The sequence below is a fragment of the Salipiger sp. CCB-MM3 genome, from assembly GCF_001687105.1.
GTDB lineage: Bacteria > Pseudomonadota > Alphaproteobacteria > Rhodobacterales > Rhodobacteraceae > Salipiger.
In genome coordinates this window covers 18053-30361 of record NZ_CP014597.1, presented here as the reverse complement: position 1 = coordinate 30361, position 12309 = coordinate 18053, and the positions used below count along the sequence as shown (strand labels likewise).

The window sequence follows — 12309 nt, the reverse complement described above, 5'->3', positions numbered from 1 at the left end:
CGCTTGGTCTAGCAACCCACGGTAATGGGCGGCCCATCACTGGTACTATTGTAGCGCCGTGATGGGTCCTATCGGCTGGACCTGGCGCGCCTGTACGCCCTCCGGCGGACTGCAAACCACCGCCGAGATCGAATGAATGCGGACGACATTGGATTCTGAAGCACCGGAACATCGACAGCCAGAAGCATCAGACCTAGCGGTAGCATCCAGATACCGAGGACAGGCAGGAACGAGAGGAGTCCGCCGAGGATCAGCAGCACTGCAGTCGGCATTCTGATCACGGACCATCCTTGCCCTAGCAACGCTCGCGACGGCCGCTTCAGAGCGGGCATTTTGCGAGCCAGAGTATCGATCTGCCTCAGCAGTCGCTTTCGGTGTTTTGTCACGGTCGTCCTGCTCAATGTTTCAATAGCTTACGTGCGCATGCTTGTCATTCAGGCAATGACTTAGGCCGCACGCGTTAAGCTCGAGCGAAGACGAACTTTGGGTGGAAAACGGAAGTCTTGGAGCCACTTCGAATGGCAAACGATCAAACCACGAGGAAGCCTGATCATGCATGCAGCAATCGCACCAGACAATGTCGCAGTCGTCACCGGGGGCGGCTCTGGCATCGGCCTAGCCGTAGCCAAGAGCTTCGCAGCACACGGCATGAAGGTTTGCATAGCCGATGTCTCGGAGCAGGCGCTCGAAAAAGCGGCAGACGATCTCAAGTCGGCCGGCGCGGCGGAAGTCATGAGCGTAAAAACTGACGTCGGCGACATCGAACAAATTCGGGCCCTCGAAGCGCGCGTAACCTCTGACCTTGGTCCCGTGAATGTATTGATGAACAACGCAGGCATGCAGCCTGGAAGCTCAATTTTCGACCCGGAAGACAACTGGCAGCGCATCATTGATGTGAACATGTGGGGGATCATTCGTGGCGCGCAGATCTTCGCACCCGGCATGATTGCTTCGAACCAGCCCGGACTGATTTTGAACACGGGCTCCAAACAAGGGATCACCACACCTCCGGGCGATCCGGCCTACAATGTCTCAAAGTCTGGAGTGAAGACCTTCACCGAGGCCCTTCAGCACGAACTCCGCAATATCGAGGACTGCATCGTAGAAGCCCGCCTATTGATCCCTGGATTTGTTTTCACGCCACTGACAGCTGGTGACCGCACTGAAAAGCCGGATGGCGCATGGACCCCTGACCAGGTCGCGGAGTTCCTCTTCGACGCTCTCGAGGGAGACGACTTCTACATTCTATGCCCGGACAACGAGGTCACCCGAGAGATGGATGAGAGACGCATTGCCTGGGCTGCAGGCGACATCATTCAAAACCGCCCTCCGCTTTCCCGCTGGCACTCCGAATACTCTGAAAAATTCAAAGCCGTATAAGGTAGGGCCATGTGAGCGGGCGCGAGCATCCGTCCGCCTTAGCTCCGGCACAAGCCCCGAACAGCGACATAGGCGAGGCATCGCAGCAATGCCTCGCCTTCTCACAAACAATCAGCTTGTTCACGCTGCCGCTTGTCGGTGGCGCAAGGGATTGGGCTCAAGCCCCCTCCAAGCGAACAGGCACAGCACACCTATCGCACCTTCGATCAGCAAGGCGGTCATGATCGCTTCCCCGGGCCACCCATCCAGCAAGAAACTCACGATGCGCCCGGCGGCGAACGCCAAGAAGACGACAGTGCCGAGCTGCGCGGAAAAGCGCGCCATGTCTTGGCGGAGGGCTCCGGCGGCGATCACCACTCCAAGCGCAGCGAGATTGGCACCTGGGGCGCGAAGCTCGCTCAGGGCGGCTGGATGTGTACTGATTTCCATTCCGTAGCCGGCGTAGAAGACCTGTGGGATGAATGTAATGGCGAGGCCAATGCCGAGCGCCGTGGCGCCTGCCGCACCGAGAGTAAGTCGGCAAAACCGTGTCATCTGGAGATCCTTTCGATTCAAAGACTGCTTACGCTGCCACGGCCCATGCGCCCTCACGGGCAGCCGCATCAGCGAAGATCGTGAAATCGCGTGGAGCACGTCCAAGCGCGCGTTGGACACCATCAGCCAAATGCGCATTGCGGCCGTCCAACGTCTCTCGAGCAATACCGGTCAATACATCCGCGACCATGTCCCCTTGATCCTTCTTGAGTGCCCCGTGGAACTCCTCAAAGGAAATCGGCACATAGGCGATCGGCTGCCCAGAAGCCGCGGATAGCGCACTGGCCATTTCAGCGAAGCTCAACAGGCGCGGTCCGGTAACCTCATAGAGCTGTCCGTCATGCCCGTCGTCGGACAAGGCTGCGACGGCAACATCCGCGATGTCATCGACGTCAACGATCGGCTCCAGCACGTCGCCACCTGGCATTGGCAGAACACCCGCCAGGATCGGCGCATGCAGTGCTCCTTCGGAAAAGTTCTGGGCGAACCATGCGGCGCGCACAATAGTAAACGGCACACCCGAATTCCGGACGACGTCTTCTGCGCGCTGGGCGTGGTGCTCGCCGCGGCCGGTGAGTAGTACCAGCTTGCCAACACCTGCGGCTCGGGCTTGCTCCACGAAGGCACTTACCGTCTCCACCGCGCCGGGAACTGCTATGTCAGGGTAGTAAGAGATATAGACAGCTCCGGCGTCCTTCAGGTTGGGACGCCAAGTCTCCGGCTCGCTCCAGTCAAAGGGCAGTTCAGCGTATCGGGAGCCGCGGCGGACTGGCAACGACCGGGCTTCAAGGCGATCTGCGATGCGGGAGCCGGTTTTTCCGGTAGCGCCGAGTACGAGGATTGGTTTGGTTTGCATGGGCTTTTTCCTTACGATGGGATGCGTTTCAAATTCGGTAGCCCAAAGTCGCCCAGAATTTCTGGATGAACCATTCTCCATCGTCCGCACTTATTAGCAGATCGTCCAAAGAGCCTGGACGGAAGGCATGGCTTTCTGCATCTTTCCTTTATGGTAGAGCCTCATGTTCCTGACCCATCCGTGCTTGCCCAGCCCATCGGTGATCCGCTGGGAGAAGTCCTGCATCTGCTCAAGCTGACCGGAACCTTCTATTGTCAGTCTAGGATGACCGCGCCATGGGGCATCGCTATTCCCGGCTTCCCGGAGGTGATGAGCTTCATCGTCGTTATCGATGGGCGCGCGTGGCTGAAAGTCGGAGAGGACGACGCCTTTGAAGTCGTTAAGGGCGACCTCGTCCTCATGACGCATGGCGCACCCATCGGCCTCTTCAGCGACCAGGGCGCCAGATTGATGGAGCTGGAAGAGCTACCGATACGCAAGGTGACCGAGCTCTACGAGACAGTCGAATTCGGCGGCGGTGGAACCGAGTGCAGCATCATGTACGGCCTCGCGCGGCTTGATCATGCCTCGAGCCCAATACTCATGGCGTTGCTCCCAGACGTACTGAAGGTGGACCCATGGGACGAAGAGGCAGGAAGCTGGCTGCAGGGCACACTGCGATTCATAGCTAGAGAGGCCCGTGAACTCCGCCCAGGTGGTGAGACCGTGATAACGCGTTTGGCGGACGTCGTGGTGATCGAGGCTATCCGGCGCTGGCTTGCTCGCTCACCTGACGCCAACAGAGGATGGTTCAAGGCTGCTCGAGATCCACAGATCGGCCGCGCCATCGTTGCCATTCATCGCGACCCGGCAGCTAATTGGTCGGTGGAGCGGTTGGCGCAGGTGGCCGGTCAGTCAAGGTCTGCGTTTGCCGCGCGCTTTACCAGCCTCGTTGGAACGCCTGCGATGCAATATCTTGCCGAATGGCGAATGAACCTCGCTCGCCAATCTCTCCGAGACACCAAGTTGCCAATTGCCACCATCGCCGCTGATCTTGGCTACCAGTCCGAGCCCGCCTTCAACCGTGCCTTTCGGCGCGTGTTTGGCATCACCCCGGGACAGGTCAGGCGGACAGAAAACTAATTGGTTAGGTAGCGGGAGAGTGCCCGTGGCGCCTAAGTCAGCGACGCGGTTCCCCCTGACGCTTGCTGATTATGATCCCAGCTATGATCCCAGCGATCTTTTGCTAGACGGCCACGCGACTTTTTCACCGAGCCCAAGTCTCGATCGGTCAGGCTCCCATCCGTCCTGGAGCGCGGGCCTCACCTTCAAATCTAAAAAATTGAATTCAATGCGCCAATTTCTCCTAGGGGTTGACCAGGTAAAGTATTGCCGACTAGCGTCACTCGCAGATAAGTAAGCCGCTTGTGATTATGTTGAAGTTTGTTCTAGCTGCAGTAACGATTTCTTTCGGCGTTTGGTTTGGCCTTCGCCAAATATCCCCCGATCCGACCGAAATCCCCCCTATTCTGGCGACAGATTCAGACGCCCAGAAGGTCGTCGCCACTGTCGACGGCTGCACCCTCAAGGTCGTTGCCACGTATACCCGTGCCTGCGGCTACCGTAAAGATGCGGTCATTCACGCGAAAAGATATGAAATCGACCTCACCACTGCTCGCGACATCTACGCGTCGGTGGTGGGCGGCCGAACGTTCATCTTATTTATGGACGGACCTAAGTTCCCTTGGCAAACCAATGGCGCTCAAGGCGTCACAAATACCATATACCAGGAGAATTGCGACGGCGTCGTCTCAGAGCTCCCCTACAACAGACTACCCACAGTCAGGATCTCGAAACCGCTTACAGGAAAACAGATTAGAACTCTGGCTGCCTACACCAAAGCGTGTCGCTAACCCTTTAATCATTGGAGATTTATCGAATGGATGATAGCGTCCGTCGGGGGTCCTGCACTCGGCAGCGTTCTCCATAAGTATCTGAATATCGACATTGAGTTTGCAGGAGCGAACAACCGTCTTTGCGTCTTATGCGACGCATTCCTCAGCCAGGTGCCAAATAGCAACGCTGCAGACGGCTTCAGACGTCTACGGCCACCCAGGATCAGTATCCCGGGTGGCCCTTCTCAAAGAAGCTTGTAGCTCACGCGGCGATCGCGAGCTCTTCCAAGTCACCGCCAGCTGCGAGGTGCGCCTCAACCCACTTGGGCTTTCGGCCCCGACCGGTCCAGGTCTCAGACGGCTGTTCTGGGTGTGCGTACTTGGGAGCGCCTTTCGAAGCCTTTTTGCCCGGGTTCTGCATTAGCTCACTGAGCGCGAACCCAAATTCCTTGGCCGACGCTTCAGCAGCGGCCCACGCTTTAGCGCGTTGCCGATTGTCGTAGTCTTCAAGCGCTTTGCTCACTCGCTTGCTAAGACTTTCGAGCTCAGCTTTGTCCATCTCAACGAGGTCTGACTGTTCATACATTTGTTGTCTCCGATTTCCGTAGCGAACGATTTAAACCCGCGAATAGTGAAGACAAGCAATTATAGCGGAATACCGCTCATTTTGGGGACATGTTTTGTGTCAGCATTCTCTACCTGGCCTCGATTTAAGGCTAGGGCAAAGTTCCCAAACAGAGATTTTTACCACACTCGACGCGTCACTATTGTGAGGCTGAAATATCGCACCGCCAAAAAAAACGAGCCGATTTTTTTCGACGCGAAAGCAACTTAGGCTTGCATGCTCCCAAGATGTTCACCACACATATCAACGATGGCGGGACATTAACAGTCCCTCCTAAAAATAGGTGTATCATGAATAAATCGGTTTTGACTGCAGCTTTCTTCGCGGTCATCGCAGGCGGCGCATCCGCGGAGGGATGGCACCACGCGGCGGCCCCCATGGGTCAATTCGAAGGTAACTACTCGACCAGCGACGAAAGCTACGGCCTCTTCTATGGCTGCACTGGCATGTCTTCCCGGCTCACCTTCTCTGCAAAAGGGGCCCATATCGCGGCTGGCCTGAGCTCCATCACCGTCGATGGCAAAGAGGTTGCAACCGGCGACACGACGTATAGCTCCCGTCAGGATCGAACGATCTTCTCGAGCGATGTGCAGAGAGATTGGGGCCAGCTTCGCAAAGACGAGCACAACGCCATCATCACCGCACTCGCGACGGGCTCCGAAGCAATTTGGACGACGCCCTCTGGCGACCGTTTTACCTTCGATCTGACCGGCTCGTCCGGCATCAAAAAGTGTGAAATGTCCTGAGGGCACCCACCGCCGGTTAACCCGGTAGGAACCGAGTTAGCACAAGCTAACGAGACAGCTTCGGCTGCTTCGGCTGGCAACAGCCTTTAGTGCCGGCCACCCAATTTTCTCGGATGGCCGGCAAGCTCAGCAACATGGACCCCGCAGGCTTATTTATCGGCGCTCAGCGGCTTTGATTGCGTCTCGAGCCAGACGCTCTACGCTGAGCTCAGAACAACCGTCGAGGCGACCATGGCCAATCTGATCGATCGAAACCCCTACTCCTATCGCGAAGACCCTGAAGTGCCTTCCTTCAAGGACGATAGGGCGCTTGCTGTCATGGATGGCGACTGCGCTCTCTGCTCATGGGGTGCGCGAACGATCGCGAAGCTCGACCACACTGAAAAATTCAGAATCTGCCCACTCCAGTCTCCGACTGGCAAGGCCCTGGGGCTTCACTACGGCCTTGCACTTGATGATCCTGAGACATGGCTCTTCCTCGAAAACGGGCGAGCCTGGACAGGCATGGAAGCGATTATCAGGATCGGAGAAGCCCTCGGGGGAATAGGCAAGCTCGCAACCGCCCTACGCGTCTTCCCTCGGCCGGTCCGCGAATGGATGTACCGCCGTATCGCCCTGAACCGCTATCGCTTCGGAAAGACCGATATGTGCTCCCTGCCAGACGAGCGCCTGCGACGTAGACTGATCCAGTAGTCGACATTGAGCTGTAGGCGGCTTTGTGGTGACCTGAGGGCTGGGGCCATCATCTACGCACTCATCGTCGCTGGGTGCCCGGCGAAAAGCAGTCAATTTTGCCGATACATCGTGATGCGCTTAGAGTCCTCAAAGCCAAGCTTCCGATAGAAAGTGGTCAGCCCCTGATCAGCCTCGGCCTCCGGGGTAATCACCAAGATCGTCTCCGTAGCGCCTTGCGACTCCGCCCATTCTAGAACTGCGGTCGCTAGCTTCCGCGCCCATCCTCGCCCCCGGTGCTCCGGCTTAATGTAGAGGTCTTCCAGCTCCGCTGCGCAGCCGAATTCGACGCCGAAGGTGATGCTTCCAGACGAGACCCCGACGATCTCCTCATCCACCAAGCACACGAAGATGCATGCCCGCTCATCCTTCAACATGAGCGTAAGATTGGTCTGGATCGCCTCCGGCTCTGTTGTGATGCCATCCTCGAGGAAGAAGTCCCGATAGATCGCTGCGAGGTCATGGATGTCGTCCGCATTTGCAGGCCTGGTAATCATATGCTCGCCACGTGCTGTTTCCTGCTTAGCAAGTAGACACTCATCTACATACTGTGCAATGCGGCAGCCATCATCTACGGCTTAGGTGGTCTGCCGCTGGCCCATAGGACGCCACCGATCGCGATAACGACGCCAAACATTTGCGAGACGTTCGGCATGCGGCCGAAGATCATGGCAATAAACAGGGCAGCCACCGGCCCAGGTTGAACAGCACTGAAGTCGGCCCTGGGCCCCGAGCACGGATCCCAATTTGCCAGAATGCGAATGCAAGCGTCGAGCCGGCAATCGCCATCCACAGTGTCGCGCTCCACCCTGATGTCCCAGCAGTTGCGAACGACGAAATCGGGCTCTCCAAAGCGAAGGAGGCCAGTATCAACATGATGGCTCCGAAAAGCATCGTCCAAGCAGAGGTTTCTAGAGGGCTTGCGTTCGTGACCCAGCGGCGACAGCCCACTGTATAGGGCTGCCAGAGAGGATTAGGTGGTCTAGCGCCACTCTGCGCTTATTGGTCACCCTACTTCAACGCTAGTGGCGTACGCCTACAACAAGGACACAGCGGACCATATTTTTCGTCACCACCTGATCGTCAGGGAGCTCCTTTTTGCATGCAAATCGGGCTTTCACAACCAAAGTCGCTAAAATGAGCACAAGCACCACTCACGCCAAGTCACTGTTAAAAAAAGATATACTCTGAAATCCTCCTCTCTTGTGAAGTGGTCTTACCCGATTTGCCACAAGTGGACCTTTCCGCAGCGCAGCATGTAGCGAGATGATCAGACCATCTACGAACAAACAGGGTTGGTCCTTCTAATGACAGATACGATCTACAAAGGCGGCGCGGCTTTCATCGACGGCAAATATGTTCCGATTTCTGAAGCCCGCATCCCCGTCGGGGACTGGGGCTTCACGCATTCAGACGTCACTTATGACGTCGTGCATGTCACTGACGGCGCGTTTTTCCGCCTCGACACCCACCTCGACCGCTTCGCGAAGTCGCTGAAAGGCTACCGGCTGGACCCAGGATACAGCCGCGAAGAAATGAAGCACATCCTCGGCAAATGCGTTGCACTCTCGGAACTTCAGGACGCTTTCGTAGCGATGGTTTCGACCCGAGGCGTGCCCCGCGTCTACGGCTCGCGCAACCCGATGGATTGCGACAACACCTTCATCGCCTACTCAGTACCATGGGTCGACGTAATTAAGCCCGACGTTCAAGAACGCGGCGCCCATCTAATCGTATCCGAGACGCCGCGCATCTCTCCAAAATCCCTCGACCCGACCCTCAAGAACTACATGTGGCGCGACTTCACGCGTGGAATGTTCGAGGCGCTCGACAAGCAGGCCGACACCGCAATCCTGCTCGATCAAGAAGGGTATTTGACAGAAGGCGCGGGCTTCAACGTTTTCATTGTCAAGGGTACTGAGGTCCTAACCCCGGATCGCGGGGCTCTCGAAGGGGTCACCCGCCTCTCTGTGCTCGACCTTTGCCCGGAGCTCGGCCTCGAAGGCAAGATCGCACCGATCACCTATCAGGACATAATGGATGCCGACGAGGTATTTACCGCGACGACTGCCGGCGGCGTCATGCCGTGTGCCCGTGTGGATGGGAAAATCTACGGCAACGACCGCCCCGGCCCGATCAGTTCCAAGATCAAGGACCTCTACTGGCAGAAGCATAAGGACGGCTGGCACATGACACCAATCAACTATGCCGACGCTGAAAACCCCTTCCTCGTTCCGGCCGATGCGTGACTGAGGTTGCGCGAGCCCCTTCATACGGGCTCGCGCAGCACACAACCTGCAAGATTTCAAAGATCGACCCCGGCGGCGCCGGAGGGCGACTACCTCTCCAACAGGGAACCGAACTCATGACACAGGAAAATACAAAGACGCAGTTTACCCGTCGCCGGACTCTCAAACTCATGGCCGCAGGCGCGGCTTCCTCAATCGCAGCCCCTTACTACATCCGGCCCGCAGAGGCGCAATCCAACAGTCTGCGCGCCTTGATGTGGGAAGGCTATGCCGTGCCTGAAATCATTTCGGCCTTCGAAGAGCAGCATGGTATCCGCTTCACGCCGACTTTTTTCGACGGAAATTCTGAGGCCTACAATAAGCTCCGCGTCGGCGGCACCCGCGACTTCGATCTCGTGCAGGCAGATGGCTACTGGCCAGGCCTCTATTACAAAGAAGGTTTGATCCGGAGCTTTGACTTCCGCTCGATGAAGAGCGCAGGAGGCTTCTTCCCGGTGTTCGAGCCCGAGGCATTCAAGCTGCTCATGGACGAAGAGAGCGGAGAGATCTTCGGCGCGCCCTTCTGCTGGGGAAGCTACGGCATCACATACAATGCCGATACCGTCTCACGCGACGAGGCTTCAAGCATCGAAATGATGTTCAGCCCCGAACACGCCGGTCGGCTCTCCACCTCAGCGCGCTTCGAAGAGAATATTGCGCTGGCAGGTATACTCGTCGCTACGCGAATGGGGACAATCAATGGAGAACGGCCGGACGGCAAGTCGTTCAACCCATACGTTCTCACCGACGAAGAACTCGCAGGGGTCGAAGAGTTACTAATCGAGCAAAAACGCCTTCTGCTCACCCGTTACCAAGACAACAATACACTGCGCCAGTTGCTGATGGGACAAGCTATCGTCGCAGCACCCGAGTTCGCGCAGGTCTACCGCCTACTTCGCACAGCCAAAGCAGAGGGAGAAATCGATACGACCTTCGATCACGTCCTGACCCCGAAAGAAGGCGGACTTGGCTGGGTCGACACTTGGCTTGTATCTTCCGGTGTCGAAGACGGTGAACGGCTAGAACTCGCGACGGCCTGGATCGACATGATGACCTCGCCCGAGGTCATCCGCACAGTTTCTCTCAGCGCAGGGACTTCGACAACCGTCGATATCCGCTCGATCTCGTCGCCCGAAGAGGTGGACCTCTACCTTATGGAGCGCACCGACGAGTTGGCGAACATGTACATGTTCGACCAGCCCTCCTCGACTGAAAAATGGGAGCGGGTCTGGTCCAACATGCAAGCAGCATGATCCGACCAAATCTACACACAGCCCCGGTGCGCCGGGGCTGTCCCTCCCATACTTCGCGAGAGTACAACCATGTATATTACCCTTGACGGGATATCGAAGGAATATTCAGGCTTCTGGGCCATCGATCGAGCCAACATGAGCATTGGCCGAGAAGAGTTCATCTCACTGCTAGGTCCATCCGGTTCAGGTAAAACCACGCTTCTGAGGATGATAGCTGGACTCGAGCGACCTACGCGAGGTCGCGTCATCATCGACGGGCAGGACGTCACCGCGTTACCTCCGCATCGGCGCGGTGTCGCCATGGTTTTTCAAGAATTCCTTCTCTTCCCACACCGAACCGTCGCCGAGAACCTCGCCTTTCCACTACGCATGATGAAGATGTCACGTTCCGACATCGAAGAGCGGCTGCGTTGGATTGTCAGCCTCATGTCGCTTGACGGTCTAGAAGACCGCTACCCAAACCAGCTCTCAGGTGGGCAGCAACAACGCGTGGCACTTGGTCGTGGATTGGTGGGCAAACCCAAGGCCCTGCTTCTCGACGAACCTCTGGCAAACCTCGACCGGGAGTTACGACAGGAAATGGAGATCGAGATCCGCCGGCATCAGGCCACGCTGGGCATTCCATTCATCTATGTGACACACAATCAGGAAGAAGCACTCAGCATGTCCGACCGTATCGCGGTCGTGCGGAAGGGCCGGATTGAAGATTTCGCCGAACGCAGTGCCGTTTACGATACACCCAAGACCAGTTTTATCGCTCAATTCGTCGGTCGATCGAACAAATTTGACGGACACATCGCCGCTGGCGGCACGATTTTAGAGACTAATTCTGGTCTACAACTCGCCCTGCCACCTGAGGGCCCGCGCGGAATTCCCGGCACCCCAGCGCAAGCCTTCGTCAAGGTCGAGAAGATCAGCCTATCGCCGATCGGAGATGGATTCTCCCCACGCGCAAACACACTCGCCTGTACTGTCCGCGACATCATCCTGCGGGGACCGCAAATCGACTACATCCTCGATGCAGGCTCGCTAGAACTGTCGGTTAGTAGCCCGCGTGCGACTAAATTGTTTGAGCCAGGAGCGCGGGTGCTCGCGGAATGGAAACCTGGAGACATCGACGTTTTCGCCGTGGCCAGCGACAAGCCAGTGGAGAAAGTCGCATGAGAGACAATCGGATCGCAAGGCTGGCCTTCCTCGGAATGCCGAGCGTTTATCTACTGTTGTTCTTCGTCTTGCCACTAGTCTCGATGGCTGTGCTCGCCTTCTGGCGAACTGAGAACTACCATATCATCCGTGAGGCCAACTTCGGCAATTTCCACACACTGTTGGTCGAGCCCGCCTATCAGGTATTCCTTTTGCGTTCAGTAGTGATGGCTGTGGCCGTCTCAGCGATCTGCACCGGCATTGCATGGCCTGTTGCCTATGCCATCATGGTTTATGGCGGACGCTACAAACTTCTCTTCACTCTTGCGCTCGCAGTCCCCTTTCTCACTGGCGAAGTCCTTCGCGTGATCGCGCTACAGGGACTCCTCGGGCCAATGGGGCTGATCAATGCTGCCTTGATGCACATGGGCGCCATGCCCTTGCGCTTCTTGATGTACTCCAACATCGCCAGCGCCATTGGCCTTGTCTATCTCTACCTCCCCATCGCGATTACCGTGATCTACCTCTCATTGTTGAACTTCGATGCGCGGCTCGCAGACGCCGCTAGAATTTTCGGGGCAGGACCGGTCCGCACGTTTTTCGAGATCACGTGGCCGCTCAACCTATTCGGGACGCTGATTTCGGTTGTGCTGTGCTTCATCCCCTGCCTGTCGACAACCCTCGTTCCCCGGTTTCTGGGCGGGCCGGACGGCACACTCTTCGGAATGGCTCTGGCGCAGCAATTTGCTGAATCGGGAACTTGGGCGCTGGGAGCCGCTATGGGCGTAATTCTTTTCATCGTATCGATCTCGGTCACGCTACTGATGTTCCGCATCGATCTACGCCGCGCCGGCTTCTCTGGAATGGGAAGGGCTTGA

General features: G+C 57.1%; 14 protein-coding genes. 9 read left to right on the top strand and 5 right to left on the bottom strand.

The window, feature by feature from the left end; genetic code table 11:
• Positions 1-549 precede the first annotated feature (549 nt).
• Positions 550-1380, top strand: coding sequence for an SDR family NAD(P)-dependent oxidoreductase (locus AYJ57_RS20545; RefSeq protein ID WP_066111025.1), 831 nt, complete (start codon positions 550-552; stop codon positions 1378-1380).
• Between the two features lie 120 nt (positions 1381-1500).
• Here AYJ57_RS20545 and AYJ57_RS20540 read toward each other — a convergent pair whose 3' ends face one another.
• Positions 1501-1914 carry a DUF4345 domain-containing protein gene (locus AYJ57_RS20540; protein ID WP_066110542.1) on the bottom strand — a complete coding sequence of 138 codons (414 nt, stop codon included), beginning with the start codon at positions 1912-1914 and terminating at the stop codon, positions 1501-1503.
• Positions 1915-1942: 28 nt separating this feature from the next.
• Complete coding sequence (locus AYJ57_RS20535; RefSeq protein ID WP_066110540.1) at positions 1943-2770, bottom strand: NmrA family NAD(P)-binding protein; 828 nt, start codon at positions 2768-2770, stop codon at positions 1943-1945.
• A gap of 180 nt (positions 2771-2950) precedes the next feature.
• Between AYJ57_RS20535 and AYJ57_RS20530 the strand changes: the two genes are divergently transcribed.
• Positions 2951-3892, top strand: coding sequence for an AraC family transcriptional regulator (locus AYJ57_RS20530; protein WP_237220274.1), 942 nt, complete (start codon positions 2951-2953; stop codon positions 3890-3892).
• 290 nt (positions 3893-4182) lie between these two features.
• Positions 4183-4662 carry a hypothetical protein gene (locus AYJ57_RS20525; protein ID WP_066110536.1) on the top strand — a complete coding sequence of 160 codons (480 nt, stop codon included), beginning with the start codon at positions 4183-4185 and terminating at the stop codon, positions 4660-4662.
• Positions 4663-4906: 244 nt separating this feature from the next.
• Here the strand turns inward: AYJ57_RS20525 and AYJ57_RS20520 are convergent, their stop codons facing one another.
• The gene (locus tag AYJ57_RS20520; RefSeq protein ID WP_066110534.1) at positions 4907-5230 is read right to left on the bottom strand and encodes an H-NS histone family protein; all 324 of its coding nucleotides are present in this window, start codon (positions 5228-5230) and stop codon (positions 4907-4909) included.
• Positions 5231-5559: 329 nt separating this feature from the next.
• Between AYJ57_RS20520 and AYJ57_RS20515 the strand changes: the two genes are divergently transcribed.
• Together AYJ57_RS20515 and AYJ57_RS20510 are read left to right on the top strand one after the other, a co-directional pair.
• Positions 5560-6015, top strand: a complete 456-nt coding sequence (locus AYJ57_RS20515; protein WP_157374320.1) for a hypothetical protein — start codon at positions 5560-5562, stop codon at positions 6013-6015.
• Between the two features lie 231 nt (positions 6016-6246).
• On the top strand, positions 6247-6708 hold the full coding sequence (locus AYJ57_RS20510; protein ID WP_066110530.1) for a thiol-disulfide oxidoreductase DCC family protein: 462 nt from the start codon (positions 6247-6249) through the stop codon (positions 6706-6708).
• Positions 6709-6800: 92 nt separating this feature from the next.
• On the opposite strand, the gene AYJ57_RS20505 is transcribed toward AYJ57_RS20510, so the two are convergent.
• A complete protein-coding gene (locus AYJ57_RS20505; RefSeq protein ID WP_066110528.1) occupies positions 6801-7244 on the bottom strand; it encodes a GNAT family N-acetyltransferase in 444 nt (147 codons plus the stop codon).
• A gap of 169 nt (positions 7245-7413) precedes the next feature.
• On the bottom strand, positions 7414-7698 hold the full coding sequence (locus AYJ57_RS25615) for an EamA family transporter (protein WP_237220273.1): 285 nt from the start codon (positions 7696-7698) through the stop codon (positions 7414-7416).
• Between the two features lie 356 nt (positions 7699-8054).
• Between AYJ57_RS25615 and AYJ57_RS20500 the strand changes: the two genes are divergently transcribed.
• The 4 genes from AYJ57_RS20500 (at position 8055) to AYJ57_RS20485 (ending at position 12309) form a co-directional block, all read left to right on the top strand.
• On the top strand, positions 8055-8996 hold the full coding sequence (locus AYJ57_RS20500; protein ID WP_066110526.1) for an aminotransferase class IV: 942 nt from the start codon (positions 8055-8057) through the stop codon (positions 8994-8996).
• A gap of 116 nt (positions 8997-9112) precedes the next feature.
• The gene (locus AYJ57_RS20495) at positions 9113-10288 is read left to right on the top strand and encodes an ABC transporter substrate-binding protein (RefSeq protein ID WP_066110524.1); all 1176 of its coding nucleotides are present in this window, start codon (positions 9113-9115) and stop codon (positions 10286-10288) included.
• 69 nt (positions 10289-10357) lie between these two features.
• The gene (locus tag AYJ57_RS20490; RefSeq protein ID WP_066110523.1) at positions 10358-11452 is read left to right on the top strand and encodes an ABC transporter ATP-binding protein; all 1095 of its coding nucleotides are present in this window, start codon (positions 10358-10360) and stop codon (positions 11450-11452) included.
• Entirely contained in the window at positions 11449-12309 is an 861-nt protein-coding gene (locus AYJ57_RS20485; RefSeq protein ID WP_066110521.1) for an ABC transporter permease, read from the top strand. Before AYJ57_RS20490 ends, AYJ57_RS20485 begins: the two co-directional genes overlap by 4 nt.

What these genes read in the sequence shown, in the direction of transcription:
- AYJ57_RS20540 (WP_066110542.1), bottom strand. Translation starts at nt 1,914, where the DNA reads ATGACACGGTTTTGCCGACTTACTCTCGGTGCGGCAGGCGCCACGGCG.
- AYJ57_RS20525 (WP_066110536.1), top strand. Translation starts at nt 4,183, where the DNA reads ATGTTGAAGTTTGTTCTAGCTGCAGTAACGATTTCTTTCGGCGTTTGG.
- AYJ57_RS20500 (WP_066110526.1), top strand. Translation starts at nt 8,055, where the DNA reads ATGACAGATACGATCTACAAAGGCGGCGCGGCTTTCATCGACGGCAAA.
- AYJ57_RS20520 (WP_066110534.1), bottom strand. Translation starts at nt 5,230, where the DNA reads ATGTATGAACAGTCAGACCTCGTTGAGATGGACAAAGCTGAGCTCGAA.
- AYJ57_RS20490 (WP_066110523.1), top strand. Translation starts at nt 10,358, where the DNA reads ATGTATATTACCCTTGACGGGATATCGAAGGAATATTCAGGCTTCTGG.
- AYJ57_RS20495 (WP_066110524.1), top strand. Translation starts at nt 9,113, where the DNA reads ATGACACAGGAAAATACAAAGACGCAGTTTACCCGTCGCCGGACTCTC.
- AYJ57_RS20535 (WP_066110540.1), bottom strand. Translation starts at nt 2,770, where the DNA reads ATGCAAACCAAACCAATCCTCGTACTCGGCGCTACCGGAAAAACCGGC.
- AYJ57_RS20515 (WP_157374320.1), top strand. Translation starts at nt 5,560, where the DNA reads ATGAATAAATCGGTTTTGACTGCAGCTTTCTTCGCGGTCATCGCAGGC.
- AYJ57_RS20485 (WP_066110521.1), top strand. Translation starts at nt 11,449, where the DNA reads ATGAGAGACAATCGGATCGCAAGGCTGGCCTTCCTCGGAATGCCGAGC.
- AYJ57_RS20505 (WP_066110528.1), bottom strand. Translation starts at nt 7,244, where the DNA reads ATGATTACCAGGCCTGCAAATGCGGACGACATCCATGACCTCGCAGCG.
- AYJ57_RS20510 (WP_066110530.1), top strand. Translation starts at nt 6,247, where the DNA reads ATGGCCAATCTGATCGATCGAAACCCCTACTCCTATCGCGAAGACCCT.